Annotated in this window: 17 protein-coding genes; 9 read left to right on the plus strand and 8 right to left on the minus strand. The window is 58.6% G+C overall.

The window, feature by feature from the left end; all coding sequences use genetic code 11:
* Positions 1 to 47 precede the first annotated feature (47 nt).
* From coaBC to AC2FJW_RS10540, 4 genes are read left to right on the plus strand one after another with little or no spacing between them, the layout of a single operon-like run.
* A complete protein-coding gene (gene coaBC / locus AC2FJW_RS10525; RefSeq protein ID WP_496696376.1) occupies positions 48 to 1,244 on the plus strand; it encodes a bifunctional phosphopantothenoylcysteine decarboxylase/phosphopantothenate--cysteine ligase CoaBC in 1,197 nt (398 codons plus the stop codon).
* 15 nt (positions 1,245 to 1,259) lie between these two features.
* The gene (gene dut / locus AC2FJW_RS10530) at positions 1,260 to 1,715 is read left to right on the plus strand and encodes a dUTP diphosphatase (protein ID WP_496750030.1); all 456 of its coding nucleotides are present in this window, start codon (positions 1,260 to 1,262) and stop codon (positions 1,713 to 1,715) included.
* Positions 1,715 to 2,758: a HesA/MoeB/ThiF family protein gene (locus AC2FJW_RS10535; protein ID WP_271948361.1), complete on the plus strand. Its 1,044-nt coding sequence runs from the start codon at positions 1,715 to 1,717 to the stop codon at positions 2,756 to 2,758. Before dut ends, AC2FJW_RS10535 begins: the two co-directional genes overlap by 1 nt.
* Before the next feature lie 59 nt (positions 2,759 to 2,817).
* Positions 2,818 to 4,833, plus strand: a complete 2,016-nt coding sequence (locus AC2FJW_RS10540; RefSeq protein WP_496750031.1) for a M3 family metallopeptidase — start codon at positions 2,818 to 2,820, stop codon at positions 4,831 to 4,833.
* Here AC2FJW_RS10540 and AC2FJW_RS10545 read toward each other — a convergent pair.
* The 6 genes from AC2FJW_RS10545 to AC2FJW_RS10570 are packed head-to-tail and all read right to left on the minus strand — an operon-like array spanning position 4,830 to position 11,393.
* Complete coding sequence (locus AC2FJW_RS10545) at positions 4,830 to 5,762, minus strand: 2-hydroxyacid dehydrogenase (RefSeq protein ID WP_496750032.1); 933 nt, start codon at positions 5,760 to 5,762, stop codon at positions 4,830 to 4,832. The genes AC2FJW_RS10540 and AC2FJW_RS10545 overlap by 4 nt on opposite strands.
* 15 nt (positions 5,763 to 5,777) lie before the next feature.
* On the minus strand, positions 5,778 to 6,917 hold the full coding sequence (rodA, locus tag AC2FJW_RS10550; RefSeq protein WP_281995378.1) for a rod shape-determining protein RodA: 1,140 nt from the start codon (positions 6,915 to 6,917) through the stop codon (positions 5,778 to 5,780).
* Entirely contained in the window at positions 6,914 to 8,863 is a 1,950-nt protein-coding gene (mrdA, locus tag AC2FJW_RS10555; protein ID WP_142635593.1) for a penicillin-binding protein 2, read from the minus strand. The genes rodA and mrdA overlap by 4 nt, the downstream gene beginning before the upstream one ends.
* Entirely contained in the window at positions 8,863 to 9,396 is a 534-nt protein-coding gene (locus AC2FJW_RS10560; protein WP_496750033.1) for a rod shape-determining protein MreD, read from the minus strand. Before AC2FJW_RS10560 ends, mrdA begins: the two co-directional genes overlap by 1 nt.
* Entirely contained in the window at positions 9,389 to 10,291 is a 903-nt protein-coding gene (gene mreC / locus AC2FJW_RS10565) for a rod shape-determining protein MreC (RefSeq protein ID WP_281972515.1), read from the minus strand. Before mreC ends, AC2FJW_RS10560 begins: the two co-directional genes overlap by 8 nt.
* Before the next feature lie 55 nt (positions 10,292 to 10,346).
* On the minus strand, positions 10,347 to 11,393 hold the full coding sequence (locus AC2FJW_RS10570; RefSeq protein WP_142635599.1) for a rod shape-determining protein: 1,047 nt from the start codon (positions 11,391 to 11,393) through the stop codon (positions 10,347 to 10,349).
* Positions 11,394 to 11,547: 154 nt separating this feature from the next.
* Between AC2FJW_RS10570 and AC2FJW_RS10575 the strand changes: the two genes are divergently transcribed.
* Positions 11,548 to 12,333 (plus strand): 23S rRNA (adenine(2030)-N(6))-methyltransferase RlmJ, encoded by a 786-nt coding sequence (locus tag AC2FJW_RS10575; protein ID WP_496750034.1) that lies wholly within the window; start codon positions 11,548 to 11,550, stop codon positions 12,331 to 12,333.
* A gap of 181 nt (positions 12,334 to 12,514) precedes the next feature.
* Here the strand turns inward: AC2FJW_RS10575 and AC2FJW_RS10580 are convergent, their stop codons facing one another.
* Positions 12,515 to 14,086 carry a 2-isopropylmalate synthase gene (locus AC2FJW_RS10580; RefSeq protein WP_496750035.1) on the minus strand — a complete coding sequence of 524 codons (1,572 nt, stop codon included), beginning with the start codon at positions 14,084 to 14,086 and terminating at the stop codon, positions 12,515 to 12,517.
* 283 nt (positions 14,087 to 14,369) lie between these two features.
* On the opposite strand from AC2FJW_RS10580, the gene AC2FJW_RS10585 reads away from it, so the two are divergent.
* Entirely contained in the window at positions 14,370 to 15,035 is a 666-nt protein-coding gene (locus AC2FJW_RS10585) for an SDR family NAD(P)-dependent oxidoreductase (RefSeq protein WP_496750036.1), read from the plus strand.
* A 6-nt stretch (positions 15,036 to 15,041) separates the two neighbouring features.
* Here the strand turns inward: AC2FJW_RS10585 and AC2FJW_RS10590 are convergent, their stop codons facing one another.
* Positions 15,042 to 16,511 (minus strand): MORN repeat-containing protein, encoded by a 1,470-nt coding sequence (locus AC2FJW_RS10590; protein ID WP_271948348.1) that lies wholly within the window; start codon positions 16,509 to 16,511, stop codon positions 15,042 to 15,044.
* A gap of 146 nt (positions 16,512 to 16,657) precedes the next feature.
* On the opposite strand from AC2FJW_RS10590, the gene AC2FJW_RS10595 reads away from it, so the two are divergent.
* The 3 genes from AC2FJW_RS10595 to AC2FJW_RS10605 all read left to right on the plus strand — a co-directional run bounded on the left by AC2FJW_RS10595 (position 16,658) and on the right by AC2FJW_RS10605 (position 20,339).
* A complete protein-coding gene (locus tag AC2FJW_RS10595; RefSeq protein ID WP_496750037.1) occupies positions 16,658 to 18,316 on the plus strand; it encodes an NAD+ synthase in 1,659 nt (552 codons plus the stop codon).
* A gap of 288 nt (positions 18,317 to 18,604) precedes the next feature.
* Complete coding sequence (locus tag AC2FJW_RS10600; RefSeq protein ID WP_496750038.1) at positions 18,605 to 18,856, plus strand: hypothetical protein; 252 nt, start codon at positions 18,605 to 18,607, stop codon at positions 18,854 to 18,856.
* Positions 18,857 to 19,010: 154 nt separating this feature from the next.
* Positions 19,011 to 20,339 (plus strand): NAD(P)/FAD-dependent oxidoreductase, encoded by a 1,329-nt coding sequence (locus AC2FJW_RS10605; protein ID WP_496750039.1) that lies wholly within the window; start codon positions 19,011 to 19,013, stop codon positions 20,337 to 20,339.
* Positions 20,340 to 20,341: the final 2 nt, after the last annotated feature.

The following is a 20,341-nucleotide window of genomic DNA, read 5'->3' on the forward strand; positions in this document are numbered from 1 at the left end:
GCGCGCTTGCCTAATGTCGGGGCCGACCGAGACGGGAAGGGCACAACATGCTGGCATCGAAACGGATTCTGCTGATCATTGGTGGCGGTATTGCTGCCTATAAGTCACTGGATCTGATCCGGCGACTGAAGGAACGCGGCGCCGCCGTTACGCCGGTCCTGACCCGCGCAGCAGAAGAATTCGTGACACCTCTATCTGTTGCCGCGCTGGCCGGCGAGAAGGCCTATCGCGATCTGTTCGATCTGACCGATGAGGCCGAGATGGGGCATATCCAGTTGTCCCGCTCTGCGGATCTTGTCGTGGTCGCTCCGGCGACTGCGGATTTAATGGGCAAAATGGCGGGAGGGTTGGCGAATGATCTGGCCTCGACCCTGCTGATGGCGACGGACACACCGGTTCTGTGTGCGCCTGCGATGAATGTCCGCATGTGGGATCACCCGGCGACGCAGCGCAATCTGAAACAGCTGCAGGCGGACGGCATTCGTTTTGTCGGGCCGAACGAAGGCGACATGGCCTGTGGCGAATATGGTCCGGGCCGCATGTCGGAGCCGCTTGAGATCGTCGCCGCGATTGAGGCATCGCTGGGCAGCGGACCGCTCAGCGGTAAACGCATTCTTGTGACCTCGGGTCCCACGCACGAGCCGATTGACCCGGTGCGCTATATCGCGAACCGCTCATCCGGGGCGCAGGGCACAGCGATTGCACGTGCTCTGTCTGCGTTGGGTGCAGAGGTTGTGTTTGTGACCGGACCTGCTGAGGTTCCCGCACCCGATGGGGTCGAGGTTGTGCGGGTTGAAACAGCCCAGCAGATGTCAGACGCGGTGGATGCAGCATTGCCTGTCGATGCCGGGGTATTTGCCGCCGCCGTGGCGGATTGGCGGGTGGCCAGCGCGTCGGACCGCAAGCTGAAAAAGACGCGCGACGGTCTTCCGGCACTGGATTTTGCTGAAAACCCGGACATTCTGAAGCGGGTCGCCAAGCTGGACGATGGACGCCCCGCGCTAGTTGTTGGCTTTGCTGCGGAAACCGACAACGTGATCGAACATGCGACCGCCAAACGCGAGCGCAAAGAGTGCGACTGGATCGTTGCCAATGATGTCAGCCCTGCGACCGGGATAATGGGAGGGGCCGAAAACGCGGTGATCCTGATTTCCGACGATGGGGCCGAGGAATGGCCACGCATGGGCAAAGACGCAGTGGCCGAAAAACTGGCACGCAAGATTTCCGACGCGTTGGCCGGTTAGACAAGAGGATATCCGATGGTAGCAATTCGTGTGATCCGTGAGGACGGGGCCGACCCTTCGGTGCCCTTGCCATCTTATGAAACCACCGGAGCGGCAGGCGCGGATGTGCGTGCAAACTTCCCGGACAAGACGCCGATCACGTTGCTGCCCGGTCAGCGGGCTCTGGTTCCCACCGGACTGCGGATTGAAATCCCAAATGGGTATGAGGTGCAGGTCCGGCCCCGCTCGGGCCTTGCGCTGAAATACGGGATCACGCTGCCCAATACGCCGGGTACGATCGACAGCGACTATCGCGGCCCTCTGGGGGTGATCCTGTTGAACGCTGGGCAGGAGAGCTTTGAAATCACACATGGGGAACGTATCGCCCAACTGGTCGTCGCCCCGGTGGTGCAGGCGTCATTTGAGGCCACGGATACGCTCAGCGATACTGACCGCGGTGCAGGCGGGTTCGGTTCGACCGGGCGCGGCTGATGTTACTTGTCCTGATCATCGCCGCAGCGCTTTGGGGGCTCGGCTATCTGGCTGGCGTGTCACGCAATGCACGGATGATTTCGGTTGGGGTGTTGTTGCTGGGGGTAATCTCGGCACAGCTGGTTTTGCCCCTTGGCAACCCCCTGCGTCAGGCCACGGGTGGTTCTGCTGCGACCTGGTTGATTTTGGTTGGTACGGGGGTTCTGGTTCTGATCTATGGAAGGGGACTGAAAGCGCTGCGAAAACGCGCGGCGCCGGCCTCGAACAAGGAGCCAGCCATGCCCTCAGACAAATTCTCCGAGACCGAGCTTGACCGCTATGCCCGCCATATCGTGTTGCGCGAAATTGGTGGGCCAGGGCAGAAAAAGATGAAGCAGGCCCGCGTGCTTGTGATCGGCGCTGGGGGGCTTGGGGCGCCCGCTTTGCAGTATCTGGCTGCGGCCGGGGTCGGCACGATCGGGGTGATTGATGATGATGAGGTTGAGAACGCCAATCTTCAGCGTCAGGTGATCCACCTGGATGCGGATATCGGTATGCCCAAGGTTTTTTCGGCCCAGCAGGCCATGCTGGCGCAAAACCCGAATGTGGTTGTTCTGCCCTATCACCGCCGACTGACCGAAGAGGTCGCCACCGAGTTATTTTCCGATTTTGATGTCATCCTGGACGGAACTGATAATTTCGACACGCGCTATTTGGCCAATCGCACGGCGGTCGCGTTGGGCAAGCCGCTGATTTCGGGTGCGCTGTCGCAGTGGGAAGGCCAGCTCAGCGTTTTCGACCCGGCCAACGATGCGCCTTGTTATCAGTGCATTTTCCCCGAGGCTCCGGCTCCAGGTCTGGCCCCGTCCTGCGCCGAGGCTGGGGTGATCGGCCCCTTGCCTGGCGTCGTCGGTTCGATGATGGCTGTTGAGGCGATCAAGGTGATCACCGGGGCGGGTCTGGCACTGAGGGGTGAGATGCTGATTTACGACGCTCTCTATGGCGAAAGCCGCAAGATTACACTGCCTCGCCGTGCAGATTGCCCCGTTTGTGGCAAAGGATAACCCCTCTGCTCTGGATCGAACGCGCGGTCGTTCTTAGGTAGGGGACAAAGGAGACTTCAATGACCAACCCGATTCTGTCCGCCTGGACCAGCGCGTTCGAAATTGCACCGTTCGACACGATATCCGACACGGATTTCGCCCCGGCCCTGGACGCGGCCATGCAGGCCCATAACGCTGAGATTGGCGCGATTGCCTCTAACCCGGAGGCCCCGACTTTTGCCAACACGGTCGAAGCGCTGGAAGCTGCAGGAGAGATGATGGACAAGGTTCTGTCGGTATTCTTCACGGTCGCGGGCGCAGACAGCAATCCCTTGCGTGAGGAGTTGCAGCGCGAATTTTCACCCAAGCTGGCCGCGCATTTCTCGGGGATTTCGTCCAACAAGGCGTTGTTTCAGCGGGTTGCCGATCTGTGGGCGCGCAAGGATGAACTGGGCCTGACGGATGAGCAGGCACGCGTTCTGATGCTGTCGCATCGCGGGTTTGTGCGCGCTGGTGCGGCGCTTGAGGGAAACGAAGACACGCGGATGCAAGAGATCAAAGCGCGGCTTGCCTCGCTGGGGACGTCCTTCACCCAGAACCTTCTTGCCGATGAGCGCGATTGGTTCATGGAATTGTCCGAAGATGACCTACAGGGGCTTCCTGGTTTTGTGGTCAATTCTGCCCGGGCAGCGGGTGAGGAAAAGGGTGCAAAAGGACCGGTTGTCACCCTGTCCCGGTCACTGATCGTACCGTTTCTGCAGTTTTCACCGCGCCGGGATTTGCGCCAGAAAGCCTATCGCGCATGGACTGCCCGGGGGGCAAATGGCGGCGAGACTGACAACCGGGAAATTGCCGCCGAAATCCTGCAGTTGCGTCAGGAACGTGCAAAGCTGCTGGGCTATGAAAGTTTTGCCGATTTCAAACTGGAAACCGAAATGGCCCGCACGCCCGACCGCGTCCGTGATCTGCTGATGCAGGTTTGGGAGCCTGCCAAAACGCGTGCCAATGCTGATGCTGAAATCCTGACGCAGATGATGCAGAATGATGGGGTGAATGGGCCTTTGGAGGCGTGGGACTGGCGTTACTACGCCGAGAAACGACGCAAGGCAGAACACGATCTGGATGAGGCTGCGCTGAAACCGTACCTGCAGTTGGATCGCATGATCGAGGCCTCTTTTGCTTGCGCGAACCGTTTGTTCGGGCTGGAATTCAAGCAGTTGGACATACCGCTGTACCATCCGGACTGCCGGGCATGGGAAGTGACACGGAACGGGCAACATATCGCGGTGTTCATTGGGGATTACTTTGCACGCGGCTCCAAACGGTCAGGCGCTTGGTGCAGCGCGATGCGCGGGCAGGCAAAGTTTCCCAAGGTGCAGGCTCCGGTCGTGATCAACGTTTGTAATTTCGCCAAGGGTGATCCGGCGCTGCTGTCTTATGACGACGCTCGGACTTTGTTCCATGAATTCGGCCATGCGTTGCACCAGATGCTGTCGAACGTGACCTATGAAAGCATCTCGGGCACCTCCGTTGCGCGCGACTTTGTCGAGCTGCCCAGCCAGCTATACGAACACTGGCTTGAAGTCCCTGAGGTTCTGGCCGAATTCGCCACCCATGCCGAAACCGGCGCACCGATGCCGCAGGAGATGCTAGAGAAAGTGCTCAAGGCCGCCAATTTCGATCAGGGGTTCCAGACTGTAGAATATGTGGCCTCGGCGCTGGTTGATCTGGCCTTTCATGAGGGCGCTGTGCCCGACGATCCGATGGCGAGACAGGCAGAAGTTCTGGCGGATCTGGGAATGCCCGCGGCAATCGGGATGCGCCATGCCACGCCGCATTTTGCGCATGTGTTTGCCGGTGACGGCTATAGCGCTGGCTATTACAGCTATATGTGGTCCGAGGTCATGGATGCAGACGCCTTTGCCGCGTTCGAAGAGGCGGGGGGCGCCTTTGATTCCGAACGCGCAAAAGCGCTGGAGGAAAATATCCTTTCCACTGGCGGTTCCCGCGAAGCCGAAGACCTGTATCTGGCCTTCCGCGGTCGTTTGCCGGGGGTTGAGGCCCTGCTGAAGGGGCGCGGCCTTATCGCAGCCTAATATCCCAATTCGCGGTCAACGAGGTGCAGGAAAGGCTCGCCCGCCTCACCTCTGCGAATATTTTCGCAGATCACCTGCGCCGATGTAACGGGGCGGGTTTCAGAGGCAATGTGAGGCGTCACCGTGACGTTTGGATGCGTCCAATACGGGTGGCTCGCAGGCAGCGGCTCGACCCGGAAAACATCCAGCGTTGCGTGACCGATCTGGCCCGTATCCAGAGCTGCCAGCAAGGCTTGATCGTCGATAAGCGGTCCTCGGCCCGGGTTGATGATATGCGCACCCTTGGGCATCAGGGACAGGGTTTCGGCGTTCAGCGTGTTTTCCGTGGCAGGCGTATCGGGCAGCAATAAAACCGCGATCTCGGCCTGTGTCAGTGCCGCACGCAACCCATCCTCACCGTGAAAGCAGGTGACCCCGGGGATGGCCTTGGCCGAGCGGCTCCAGCCGGTAACGTTGAAATTCAGTGCCGACAGCGCGCGGGCTGCGGCCTCTCCCAATGCGCCAAGGCCCAGGATGCAGACGGTTCTGTCCGAGGCCAGCGGTGGTGGATCTGGGGCCCAAACCCCATCCTGAACCGTGATGTGTCGGTCCATACCCAGATGATAGCGCAGCACGTGACCGACGACCCATTCGGTCATTCCCTGCGTCAACCCGTGGTCCACCATTCGCGCCAGCGGCACGGTCAGAGTGTCATTCTCGACGATGCTTTCGATCCCAGCCCATAGGCTGAGCACGGCCTTGAGGCGGGTGTAAGGTGCAAAATCCCGTAAGCCGCTATTGGGCGCATAGACGACGTAATCCACCTGATCTGGTTCAAACGTGGTGCCTAGCTGAAACGCGACCCCGGCATTAGTCAGGTACTGTGTCATCAAGGGTTGATACACGGGCCATAGTTCGGGGCGTGCCGAGAACAGGATGTTTGCGGTCATAACGGGCCTTTCGGATCAGCGGGGGCGGTGAATATGGGCACTTTGGACGATGCCGAAAGCTGCCATCAAAACCAGCATGGCCGAACCGCCATAGCTGACCATCGGCAGGGGAACTCCTACGACTGGGGCCAAGCCCATGACCATCGACATGTTCACGGCAAAGAATAGGAAGAAGTTCAGTGCGATACCCAGCGTGACCAAAGAGGAAAACCTGTCCTTGGTTGTCAGGGCCGTAACCAGACAAAAGATCAGGATCAGCCCATAGAGAACCAGCAGGGTGATGCCGCCGACAAATCCGAATTCTTCGGCCAGCGTTGTAAAGATGAAATCTGTGTGTTTCTCGGGCAGGAAGTTCAGGCGCGATTGTGTGCCCTGCATGAACCCGCGCCCGTTCCAGCCTCCGGACCCCAGCGCGATCTTGGATTGGGTGATGTGATACCCCGCGCCCAGCGGATCGGTGGAGGGATCAAGGAAGGTGTCGATGCGGCGGAACTGGTAATCCTTGAGCAACTGCCACTCGGTTCCGCGGCTGTTGAAGACCGTGGCGATCAGACCGACACCCGCGGCGATAACCGCAGCGAAATAGGCCCAGTGAACGCCGGCCAGAAACATTAAGCCTCCCCCCGCCGCCAGCAGCAGGATCGAGGTGCCGAGATCCGGCTGGCGCAACACCATGAAGGTGGGGATCAGGATCAGGATGACAGGGATCAGAACCCAAAGGGGGCGTGACGTTTTGTGCGATGGGAGCCAGTCGTAATAGGCCGCAAGCACCATCACCAGTGCTACTTTCATCACCTCTGATGGCTGCAGGCGCATGAACCCCAGGTCGATCCAGCGTTGCGCGCCCATGCCAACTGTTCCGAACAGCTCGACCACCACAAGCAGAGCGATCGAGGCCAGATAAGCCAGAACCGACATGTTTCGCCAGAACCAGATCGGAACCAGTGCCACAATGAACATCGCGGTTAGGCCCAACCCAAAGCGTTCCATCTGGGGTTCGGCCCAAGGGGTCCATGATCCGCCCGCCACCGAGTACAGCATCAGGAACCCTGCGCTGGCCACGCTGATCAGCAGCAGGGTGAGGGGCCAGTTCATATACAGGAACTTGCGGAACCCCGATGGCGTGGATTTGACGGCATATTCAAGATAGCTCATGCGCGGTCCTTCTGGGGCGGACGCGCTTTAGGGCGGCGGTCGCCCTCCAGCTGTTTTTGCTGTTCCTTGATACGCTCACGATCGGCGGCCGGATAGGCTTCGAGTGGTGGCGTACCGTTGTACAGCGCCTGCAGCATGATATCCCGTGCAACCGGTGCCGCGGCCTTCGACCCCCCGCCGCCATGTTCCACCACGACGGCTACGGCGTATTTCGGGTTGTCATAGGGGGCAAAGCTGACGAACAGCGCGTGGTCACGGCGTTCCCACGGCAGGTCTTCGTTGCGGATAACGCCAGCCGCACGCTCTGCCTTGGTGATATTGCGGACCTGGCTGGTGCCTGTCTTGCCCGCCATGCGGAACTCATCCGAAATGATGCGGCTGCGATAGGCCGTCCCGCGCCGGTCGTTCGAGACCGAGAACATCGCCTTGCGGACATATTCCAGATTAGTCCGATTGACCGCCAGCGGTTCCCCGGCGCCCGAGGGTTGTTCGACCCCATTGACCGAACGCACAAGGCGTGGCGAGACCGCACGCCCAGTTGCAATCCGGGCTGTCATGACGGCTAGTTGCAGCGGTGAGGCCAGCATAAAGCCCTGACCGATTGAGGCATTGGCAGTGTCACCTACCAGCCATTCTTCGCCGTGGACACGCTCTTTCCAAGCCTGATTGGGGGCAAGCCCTGCAGCCACTGCGGACATCGGGATATCGTGCTTCACGCCCAGCCCAAAGATACGAGCCATGTCGGAGATATTGTCGATGCCTGTGCGCAGGGCAACGTCGTAATAATACACATCGCAGCTGCGTTTCAGAGACAGACCAAGATCAACTGTACCATGCCCGCCGCGTTTCCAACAATGGAACCGGCGACTGCCGACTTTCAAGTGGCCGGGGCAGTAAACAGTGTTTCCAGGACCGATGACCCCAGCCTCAAGCGCGGCCATGGCGGTGATCATCTTAAAGGTCGAGCCAGGTGGATAAGTGCCCTGTACTGTCTTGTTGGCCAACGGGCGATAGTTGTCTTGTGTCAGAGCCCGGTAATCGGCAACCGAGATTCCGCGCACAAAAAGGTTGGGATCAAAGCTGGGTGCGGAACTGATGGCGCGGATATCACCGGTCTCACAATCGATCACCACTGCTGCGGCGCTTTCACCAGCCAAACGGGCCTGAGCGTATTGTTGAAGATCGGCATCGACCGACAGTTGCAAATCGGCCCCGGCCAAACCTTCTTGACGGTCAAGTTCACGCATCACGCGGCCGGTGGCGTTCACTTCGACGCGTTTGGCGCCTGCTTTGCCGCGTAGACTGATTTCCTGTTTGGCCTCAAGCCCGACCTTGCCGATCTGAAAACGGGGAATGCGCAGAACGGGTTCCGGATCTTCTATCTGACTGAGGTCGTAATCGCTGACCGGTCCGACATAGCCGACGATATGCGCGAAATCCTCATATCTGGGATATTGCCGGGTCATCCCGACCTCGGGTGTGACACCGGGCAGGGCGGGGGCGTTGACGGCAACTTTCGAGATATCTTCCCAGGTGACTTGATCGGCCAGAGTGACCGGCAGGAACGGGGCCGATCTGCGCATTTCGGTCATGGCGCGTTCGACCTCATCCTCGGTCAGTGGGATCAGTTCAGAAAGCTTGGAGATGACGGCTTCAACATCGCCCGCATCTTCGCGCACCATGACGATACGGTAGGACGGAGAGTTTTGCCCGATGATCTGCCCGTTGCGATCGTATATTCGACCACGTGTGGGCGGGATCAGGCGGATGTTAATCCGGTTTTCCTCGGCCAACAGGCGGTATTCGTCAGCCTGATCTACCTGCATAAACCGCATCCGGGCGGCCAGACCTCCGATAAAAGCGGCTTGCAGGCCTCCAAGGATCAGCGCACGGCGTGGCAAACGTTTATAGGCGAGGCCCTGTGACTTAGGTTTGCGCTGTTTCATTACCGCCCTCCCGACAGGCCAGGGTCAGAAGGTGCGACACGACGCACACCAAAACCGTTCTGACTGAGCAGAACGATCAATGGGTAGATCCCGATTGTCAGAACCACTTGCACCACGACCATCCCCAATGCCGCTTGTTGCACGGACAGAATAGCAAGAATGACGCGATTCAGGAAAAAAACAGCTGTGATCACGACGGCAACGGTGGTCCATTCGCCCAAAAAGCCCGCGTCGCGCAACCCGGGAGTTGCGGACCGAAGATAGGCAGTACCCAACACAACAAGCGCGGCCAGCAAGCCGGGGGGGCGTTGAAACAGAAGGTCGGCTGCCAGCATGATCAGGGCGACCAGCAGGGTTGGCACATAATCGGGGCGCCGCAGAACCCAGGCAAAGGTCAACGCAATCAGGAAATCCGGAAACGGCCAGCGATCCGGTTGCGTGTCCAGTGGTAGCAGGTGCAGGAACAAGACCAGCAGCGCCAACAGCAGATACAGGCCACGTTTGAGCCACAGATTGGACGCGGCACTATCCATCGCCGGTCTCCGTCGGTGTCAGTGCCGCTTCGGGTTGGCGTGGGCCGACAATTCCTCCGGGGTCCTGAATAAGTGGCGCAGACTGATAGCGCAGCACTCTTAGAAATTTGAGCCGTTCAAAATCTGCAGACAGCCGCACCCGCAGGCGGCCACCCGGATCAGCGGTAATCTGACCGATCAGCAGGCCGCCAGGGAAAACGCCGCCATCCCCCGAGGTCACAACCCTGTCGCCCGGGCGCACCAGTTCGCGGTTCTCCAGAAACTCAACCACAGGCGCGGCGGTGTTGTCCCCGGCAATCAGAGCGGTCTGCCCCGACGGTTGAATCGTGGCAGGTATCGCGCTGGATGCGTCGGTCATCAGGATCACCCGTGCGGTATCTGGACCAACACCCGAGATACGACCGACAACGCCAATCCCGTCCATGGTGGCCCATCCATCCATGATTCCGTCACGCTCGCCCACGTTCAACAGAACCGACTGCCGGAACGGAGAACCGCTATCGGCCATGACGACCCCGGTAATATAGGTCAGGCGCGGATCGAGACGCACATTGTTTAGATCCAGAAGCCGTGCATTTTCCTGCTCAAGTTGCAGTGCGGCCTCTTTCCAGGCGCGCATCAGACGCAACTCGCTGCGCAATTCCTGGTTCTGCTCGCTCAGGCGTTGATAGCTCTGAAAATCCCGTGCCAGATTGACCGCAGCGGTAACCGGAACCATCGCCCAATCCATCGAGGGCACCACGTTGTCGACAACCTGCGCCCGAAACCGTTCGACGCGAGGGCTGTCAATGCGCCAGACCAGAAAGATGCCCAGAAGGCACAGAACCACGATCCCCAGCAGCAGACGGCGGAGCGGGGTGGTGTATTCATCGCGCTGTGATCGGTCCTTTGCCACAGGACTCCTTCCCGTGCTGCTCGCGCCCGAATGTACCCTTTAGAGGGTGCGCGCCTTAGCTTTCGTAGTCAATCGCGTGGCGCAGCTGTTTTTCGTATTCCAGTGCCTTGCCGGTGCCCAAAGCCACACAGTTCAGGCTTTCATCAGCAATTGACACGGCCAGACCTGTCTGTTCCCGCAGTGCCAGATCCAGATCGCCCAACAAAGCACCGCCACCGGTCAGCATGACGCCGCGGTCCACGATATCTGCGGCCAGATCAGGCGGCGTGGTTTCAAGTGCGGTCATAACGGCTTCGCAGATTGCCTGAACCGGTTCCGACAGGGCCTCGGCGACCTGCGCCTGGCTGATTTCGATTTCTTTGGGCACGCCATTCAACAGATCGCGGCCACGGATATGCATCGACTGGCCGCGCCCGTCATCAGGCATACGGGCGGTTCCGATGGTGGTCTTGATCCGTTCGGCGGTGGATTCACCCACCAACAGGTTCTGCTGGCGGCGCAGGTAAGAGATGATCGCCTCATCCATCCGGTCTCCGCCGACGCGGACCGAACGGGCATAGACGATGTCTCCCAGCGACAGAACCGCAACCTCGGTGGTGCCGCCGCCGATATCCACGACCATGTTGCCGGTCGGGTCAGTGATGGGCATTCCTGCACCAATAGCCGCAGCGATGGGTTCGGCGATCAGGCCTGCCCGGCGAGCGCCTGCGGACATAACCGATTGGCGAATGGCCCGTTTTTCAACAGGCGTAGCACCATGGGGGACACAGACAATGATTTTGGGCTTTGAGAAGGTGGAGCGTTTATGCACCTTACGAATAAAGTGCTTGATCATTTCTTCAGCGGTGTCGAAATCCGCAATCACGCCTTCGCGCATGGGGCGGATCGCTTCGATCGAACCAGGGGTTCGGCCCAGCATCAGCTTGGCGTCCTCACCGACGGCGAGGACTTTCTTAACCCCATCCTTGACGTGGTAAGCCACAACCGAAGGTTCCGACAGGATCACACCGCGCCCTTTGACATAAACAAGCGTATTTGCTGTTCCAAGGTCGATCGCCATGTCCGCTGAGAACAAGCCGCCCAGATTGCCAAAGATGCCCATGTTGTACTGATCCCGTTCGTCAGAATTTCTACTGCCCGCGACTCGACGGTTCCGGGACGGATGTCTTATAGGGTGCCATCTCGCCCGGTAAAAGGGCTGATTCCGCGTAACTCAGCACCTTTCCGCCTTATTGAGAGGGACTTTAGAAGGCAACATGCTCTCTTATCAACACATTTACCACGCCGGGAATCTGGCTGATGTTCAAAAGCACGCTCTTTTGGCATGGGTACTGGACTATCTGACGCGAAAAGATAAGCCGATAACCTATCTGGAAACCCATTCCGGGCGTGGCCTGTACCAGTTAGACGCAGCAGAAGCCGTGCGCACAGGCGAGGCAGCCGTAGGTATCAAGCGAGCGCAGCGCGAAGGGTGGTTTCCATCTGATCATCCTTTGTCGCAGGCGCTGGCCAAGGTTCATGAACGGCACGGAGAAAACAGCTATGCCGGTTCACCGCTGATCGCGGCCAACCTGCTGAGGGATCAGGACAGTCTGCATTTCGCAGAGCTGCACCCGCAGGAATACGCGGCATTGTCGATGACCATGTCCCCCTTTGGGGCAAAAGTGTACAAACAGGACGGGTATGAGCTGGCGCAGTCTTTGCTGCCACCAACGCCGCGGCGCGGGATGCTGTTGATTGATCCCAGCTATGAGGTGAAGGCGGATTATGACCGGCTGCCGGGCGTGATCTCAAAACTGCACCGTAAATGGAATGTGGGCGTCATCGCGCTGTGGTATCCGATCCTGACCGATCAACGTCAGGCCCCGATGGTTGCCGCGTTGAAGGCGCAGGGTTTTCCCAAGGCGATCTGTCATGAAGTCCGGTTTGCACCTGCGCGGGAAGGTCATCGAATGGTCGGATCAGGGATGTTCCTGCTGAACGCGCCCTTTGGCATCCAAGATGAAATGGACCGTCTGTCAGAGCTGTTCAAAGGGCTGTGACGCCAGTCTGATTTCGGACCACAGGGTTCTCCCGCCCCATTTGCCAGCATCTAAAGATGCCATCAAACGTGTTGGGCCCGGCAGCGCGCCGCAGGCGCCCTGCCGGGCCCAAAGCCGCAAGGGCGTCCGGCGTAGCCGGGCACCCGCGGGTGCGGGAGCCCTTGGGAGTGTCATCCGGCTGTCAGGTCAGGTCCTTATAACTGATTTCACGCGTGTCTGCACCTGGCCCGGCCTTTTCACGGCGCATGATCAGGCGGTTCAGTGCGTGGATATAGGCCTTGGCGGATGCCACGACCGTATCGGTATTCGCTGACTGACCGGTGGCGATCATGCCGTCCTCTTCCAGCCGAACCGATACGGTTGCCTGCGCATCAGTACCCTCGGTCACAGCATGGACCTGATACAGTTGCAGGCGGGCGGTGTTGGGATAGATTCGGCGAATGGCTTTAAAGGCGGCATCGACTGGACCGTCGCCATGTTCGGTCGCGACAATGTCCTTGCCATCCACTTCCAGCTCGACCGTCGATTCCGCCTGACCGCCGGTGCCGCAGGTGACTTTCATCGAAACCAACTGCAGGTGATCGTCGGCCTCATCATCCTGGCTCATCAACGCGATCAGGTCGTCGTCAAAAACCTCTTTCTTGCGGTCGGCCAGATCCTTGAACCGCACGAAGATGTCCTTGAGCTGATTGTCACCGACCTCAAAGCCGAGCGTTTCCAGCTTATCGCGCAACGCAGCCCGGCCCGAGTGTTTGCCAAGCGGCAAAGAGGTGCCCGACAGGCCGATATCTTCAGGGCGCATGATCTCGAAATTCTCTCGGTTCTTCAGCATGCCGTCCTGATGGATTCCGCTTTCATGCGCAAAGGCATTCTTGCCGACAATCGCTTTGTTGAACTGAACCGGGAAGCCCGCAACCGTCGCAACCCGGCGCGAGATATGCATGATCTTGGTGGTGTCGATGCCGGTATGCCACGGCATGATGTCATTGCGGGTGCGCAGCGCCATCACAACTTCTTCCAGCGCAGTATTGCCCGCACGCTCGCCAAGGCCATTGATGGTGCATTCGATTTGACGCGCACCACCAGCGACAGCCGCCAGAGAGTTTGCCGTCGCCATGCCAAGATCGTTGTGGCAATGGGTGGCAAACACCACCTCATCCGCGCCCGGAACCGTTTCGATCAGGCGCTTGATCAGGTCAGCGGATTCGACAGGTGCCGTGTAACCGACAGTGTCGGGGATGTTGATCGTCGTGGCACCGGCCTTGATCGCGATCTCGATCACACGGCACAGATAATCCCACTCGGTCCGGGTCGCATCCATCGGCGACCACTGTACATTTTCGCACAGGTTGCGGGCGTGGCTGACGGTTTCGTGGATCTTGTCGGCCATCTCGTCCATGGTCAGGTTCGGAATGGCACGGTGCAGTGGAGAGGTGCCGATGAAAGTGTGGATGCGGTTCTTGCCAGCGTGTTTGATCGCCTCCCAGCAGCGGTCGATATCAGCGAAATTCGCACGGGCCAACCCACAGATGCGGCTGTTTTGTGATCGCTCGGCAATCTCGCTGACGGCTTTGAAGTCGCCTTCTGATGCGATCGGGAAACCGGCCTCGATGATGTCGACACCCATCTCGTCCAGCAGTTCCGCGATTTCCAGTTTTTCGGCATGAGTCATGGTCGCGCCGGGGCTCTGCTCGCCGTCGCGCAAAGTGGTGTCAAAGATCAAGACGCGGTCTTGGTCGGTCACATTGGTCATGGGATTCTCTTTCTTCTTCTGTCCTAAAGCCTATGGCGCGCGGGCGTCCTCCTCTGAGCGGGCGCGCCGGGTGGCACGCTCAGAGGCGGATTAGGATCAGTAGGCCACGCAGAGACGCACCGCAGGGGGCGGTGTCGGCAACAAGGATATCTGCGCGGTTGATCATGGGGTTGAGCTTATACAGCGCATGCGGGGAATGAAAAGTAGGAATTTCATGCAGACGTCAAAACCTGCACGAACCGTGACGGTTGATTGCCGAATGAAGACCGCTAGTTGATCCGGAATGGAGAAAGCTCTCATCATAGGTGCCTCGGGTGGTATCGGTGCCGCGCTGCAAAGGCTGTTGACCATGCAATCCGTAGACGTAACCACCTTGTCGCGTTCTGCTGATGGTTTCGACCTCACGAATGTCGAAGCTGTCGGCCCGGCTCTGGAAGCATTGCAATGCCCGTTTGACATGATCTTCATTGCGACGGGTGCTTTGGAAATCAATGGTGCACAGCCAGAGAAGTCCATCAGATCAATTTCAGCGCAAGCAATGATGGACCAGTTTGCCCTGAATGCGGTTGGTCCGGCCCTTGTGCTGTCACACACTGCGCGGCTGCTACCACGGGGCAGGCGATCTGTCGTGGCGGTGTTGTCCGCCCGCGTCGGATCAATCGGAGATAATCAGCTGGGGGGATGGATCAGCTATCGGGCCTCAAAAGCTGCGGCCAATCAGATTGTGCGCACATCCGCGATTGAGCTGGCCCGCACCCACAAACAGGCGATCTGTGTGGCTCTGCATCCGGGTACAGTGCGTACAGAATTCACGCGCAAATATGTCGGGCGACACCCGACCGTTGAATCGGATGAAGCCGCGCGAAACCTGCTGAGCGTCGCCAGGGCGCTTGTGCCCGCAGACACGGGCGGGTTCTTCGACTGGGCTGGAAAACCTGTGCCGTGGTGAGACCCGCTAACCGTCAGAGGCAGGGCTGGTTGCCGTTGTCGCGCTGTCGTCTGCCGGAGCACTCTCCTGCGGCTCGCTGGTGTTTTCACCCGGCAGAACACCGTTTTCCCAGACGCCGGTTTCTTCTTTGCCGTCTGCATAGCGCATCGTGCCGTCACCGTGGCGTTTGTTGTCCAAAAACCCACCTTCGTACACGTCACCAGTCGCATAGGTAGCGGTTCCGGTGCCGCTGATCTTCCCCTCGACCCAACCGCCTGTATAGGTGAAGCCGCGCGGTGTGGTTATCGATCCTTGCCCGTGGCGCTGCCCATCTTTGAAATCGCCCTTGTAGGTCGTTCCGTCCGGGAAGCTGGCTTTTCCCTCGCCCTGGCGCGCACCGTCGACCCAATCGCCTTCATATTTGTACCCGTTTGCAAATGTCAGAACGCCGGTGCCGTGGTTCAGGCCGTTCTTGAACTGCCCATCGTAGATGGCGCCGTTCGGGTAAGTGGCCTTGCCCTGACCCTCGAAGACTCCGGCGATCCAGTCGCCGTCGTAAATCAGGCCATCAGGATAGGTGTGCATTCCTTTGCCATGGGGCAGGTCTGCACTGAAATCACCGACATAGGTCGAACCGTCAGGATAGGTTAGCTCTCCGAGGCCCTCAATCTGGCCGTCTTTCCATTCACCAGTATAGTCGAACCCATCCGTGCCCAGAAAACGGCCTTTGCCGTGGCGGCGATCATCGTGATAGTCACCTTCGTAGATGGCGCCACTGGCATAGGTTGCCTTGCCTTTGCCCTGTCGGCGCCCATCAAAAAAATCGCCTTCATACAAATCGCCATTGGCTTGCAGTAGACGGCCTTTTCCGGTCATGCGATTTTCGGACCAGTCACCCGTATAACTCATACCTTCCGGCCGCGTCAGGCTGCCTGTGCCATGACGCTTGCCGTCTTTGATGTCGCCCTCATACACGTTGCCTTTGGCTGAGGTGATCTTGCCTTTGCCCTGCTTGACCCCGTCAACCCAGTCGCCCTCGTACACCTCTCCGGTCGGGTCGGTCAGAGTGCCTTGGCCGTGGTGCCTGGCATTCTTGAACCCACCTTCGTATTTCGCTCCGTTGGCATAGACGGCGACTCCTTGGCCGTTGAACGAGCCATCGGCCCATTCCCCTTCATAGCTGCCACCATCAGCATAGACGATCGTTCCGAACCCTTCGGGTTGACCGTTGGCAAAGGCGCCCTGATAGATCGACCCGTTAGCATAGCGCGCAATACCCTGGCCCTGAATTTCGCCTTCGATCCATTCGCCTTCGTATTCGAAACCATCCGGCAACTGGTAGGTGCCGGTTCCGTGCCGCAGGCCATTTAGGAACGTGCCTTCGTATACGCCGCCCACTTCGTCATCGGCCACGACTACCTGATCGTTCTGCGCGAAGGCGGTCAGCGCTGACAGGGTCAATGCAACTGCGGCGATTGAAGTGCGAAAAACGTTCATGTTTGGTCCTGTCTGCGCGAGCATCGTGCTTTTGCGCAAAACTAGGATACCGACGCAGGCAGGGCAACGGCTTTTGCCTTATTGGTCTTTCACTCGCGGTGCGATCTGGTAAATGGCAATAGGACAGACGAGGGCAAGAGGGCAGTATGGCCGACCGTTTCCGTATCACTCTGGCGCAGCTCAATCCCATTGTCGGGGATTTGGAAGGCAATGCGGCCAAGGCTTTTTCTGCGTGGGAGCAGGCGCGCGAGGCCGGTGCCCAACTTGTTGCTTTCCCCGAGATGTTCATCACCGGCTATAATACGCAGGACCTTGTGATCAAGCCTGCGTTCCACAAAGCCGCAATGAAAGCTGTTGAGGCGCTTGCGGAACGTTGCGCCGATGGACCTGCGATTGCGATCGGCGGGCCGTGGTTCGAAGATGACCGGCTGTATAACGCCTATCTCATCCTCAAGAACGGCAGGATCAGCAGTAAAGTGCTGAAACATCACCTGCCGAATGAGACAGTCTTTGACGAAGTGCGCCTGTATGATTCCGGCCCGCTGGGCGGTCCCTATTCGGTTGGCAACTCTCGGATCGGCAGCCCAATCTGCGAAGACAGCTGGCATCCGGATGTTGCCGAGACGCTGGAGGAGACAGGAGCCGAGTTTCTGCTGATCCCCAACGGCTCGCCTTATTTCCGAAACAAATATGATGTGCGCCTGAACCATATGGTGGCGCGCGTGGTTGAGACCGGATTGCCGCTGATTTACCTGAACATGGTCGGAGGGCAGGACGATCAGGTCTTTGACGGGGCGACCTTCGGGTTGAATCCAGGCGGAGAACTGGCATTCCGAATGCCTGTGTTCGACGAAGCGATAGCGCATGTGGATCTTGAACGCGGCGATGCAGGTTGGCGCATAATTCCGGACGAGATTGTGCCGCAGCCAGATGCGTGGGAGCAGGACTATCGCGCGATGGTCCAGGCTCTGCGTGATTACATGGCCAAAACCGGGTTCAAAAAGGGTGTTCTGGGTCTCTCTGGCGGCGTTGATTCAGCCCTTGTCGCGGCAATAGCGGTGGATGCGATTGGCGCTGAAAATGTTCGCTGCGTGATGTTGCCGTCGGAATATACCAGCCAGGATTCTTTGGATGATGCCGAAGCGGTGGCTAAGTCGTTGGGTGTTCACTATGATTTCGTCCCTATTGCACAGGGGCGCGCGGCGATCACGGATACGCTTGCCCCATTGTTTGCCGGGCGAGACGAAGATCTGACCGAAGAAAACATCCAGTCCCGCCTGCGGGGGCTGTTGCTGATGGCCCTGTCGAACAAGTTCGGCGAGATGCTGCTGACCACAGGCAACAAATCCGAAGTCGCCGTTGGATATGCCACGATCTATGGGGATATGAACGGTGGTTATAATCCAATCAAAGACCTGTACAAAACCCGCGTGTTCGAGACCTGCCGCTGGCGCAATGCCAATCATCGCGGCTGGATGAAAGGCCCTGAGGGTGAGGTCATCCGACCCTCGGTCATCGACAAACCTCCTAGTGCCGAGTTGCGCGAAGACCAGAAGGACAGTGACAGCCTGCCGGATTATCCGGTTCTGGACGCCATTCTGGATATATTGGTTGATCAGGATGGGTCGATCGCGGATTGCGTGGCCGCCGGGTTCGAAGAAGCCGTTGCGCGCCGGATCGAACATTTGGTCTATATCAGCGAATACAAACGGTTTCAGTCCGCCCCGGGGACACGTTTGACCAAGCGGGCATTCTGGCTGGATCGCAGGTATCCTATCGTGAATCGTTGGCGCGACAGGACCTGACGCCTTACAGGAATCACCATTCTGACGCGAAAACTGTTTCCAATTTATGGGCAATAGTCGCCTGCTTCTGGAACTGTTTTTATTTTTGAGTACAGTGGCTTAGATTCTCTTGGGCGTTTCCGAGTCCCCCTTGATGCCCGGTCTTTTTTTTGCCACATTTTAGCTTGATTGTTGCCCCATGTGGGGCGGATGCGACGCATTGTGGGAAATAGGTGTTAATGAGCTTTCCCATCGGTCTTTAGCGACGCGTCCGAAATTGGATGTCTGAGTTAACGATTTGGTGCCATTATGTACGATGAATACGATAAACCGCTTCATTCACCGCCAAAATGGCGGTCTATGCAATCCGAAGGTCGGTCTCTGGATGAGGCAAAGGTAGATGCTGCCATTGCCAATTTGTTGAATGAAGAGGTGCCCAAAGAGGAATCCACGACGGTGGGCCCCCGCGCGCAGTTTCTGGAAACAGAAGCCGAGGTGCCGGAAGGCGGTATCGCTACCTCTTTGCGTCAGAAACTGGCAGAATTGTGCGGCGCGGCCTGAAGTTTTCAAAATCCTGAATTAGATGCGCTGGCTCGCCACGTTGGCCGAATGGTCACAGGCCTGCGCAATAGTCATTGAAGCGAAGTTTCTTCTGTTGCGTCTGTCGTGATCCCGCGCCTTCATTGCGGTCCGTGCAATGAATTATGAGCGGTTGATGCCTGGCCCCAAGCCTAATGCTGTTGAACCCGATCTAAAGCTGCCAAAAGCCGTTGATGTTGTTGTCATTGGTGGAGGAATTATTGGGGCATCAACCGCCCTCGAACTGTCAGAGCGGGGAATGTCTGTCCTTCTGTGCGAAAAGGGACAAATTGCTTCCGAGCAGAGTTCACGGAACTGGGGATGGGTGCGTTTGGGTATGCGCGATCCTCGGGAAATCCCGTTGATGCAGGAATCACAGCGTATCTGGGCGCAGCTCGATCAACGCACCGGGCGCAAGACAGGTTTCACACAGGCCGGTATCCTGTTCGGCGCCTCTGGCAAGCGGGAACAGAGCAATCTTGAACGCTGGCTTCGCCATGTGGAGGGGTTGAATACTGGGGCAAGGATGGTGTCCGGGGCTCTGTTGGCGGAACTTATGCCAGACCATCAGACGGGGTTGGATTGCGCATTGTTTATGCCGCAAGACGGTAGGGCGGAACCGCAATGGGCTGCACCCGCAATCGCCGAAGCTGCGCGTGACCGGGGGGCCCTGTTGATGACCAACTGTGCAGTGCGCTGTCTGGATACAGAGGCGGACCGTGTCGTCGGTGTCTTCACAGAACGCGGTCGCGTGGCCTGCGGCAATGTCGTACTGGCAGGCGGTGCGTGGTCGCGCTTGTTTGCAGGGAATGCCGGAGTTGATTTTCCACAACTGAAGGTGCTGAACACCGTATTCCGAACCTCTCCGGTTTCCGGTCCTGAGGCCGCCTTGTGGTCGGACGATTTTGCAATACGCAAGCGGGACGACGGAGGGTATACGATTGCGTCCGGGCACGAAAACACCGTTGATATCGTGCCGGATAGCCTTCGCTTGGCGTGGCAATTTCTTCCTGCATATCGTCAGGAGTGGCGGTCGCTGCGGTTTCGGTTGTCCAAGCGGTGGGCCGAAGAGGCGGGGCAGGACCGGAGCTGGTTGCCCACGGATGTGACTCCGTTCGAACATTGCCGCGTTCTGGATCCCGAACCGTCGCGCCGGGCATTGCGGCAAGCTTGGAAAAGCGCAACCAAGGGCATTCCCGCGCTAAAACAGGCTGAAATCGTTCAAAGCTGGGCGGGTATGATTGATGTCACCCCGGATGCGATCCCGATCATTTCACCCGTCGACCACAAGCCGGGCCTGTTCATCTCGACAGGGTTTTCGGGTCATGGATTTGGGATCGGGCCCGGTGCCGGGCGGCTGATGGCCGATTTGGTCTCGGCCAGTGACCCTTGTGTTGATCCGGCCGACTTCCGCCTGTCCCGCTTTACGGACGGGTCGAAAATTCGGCCGGACCCAGGGTTTTAAAC

This window comes from Ruegeria sp. CDSA020 (assembly GCF_059612345.1).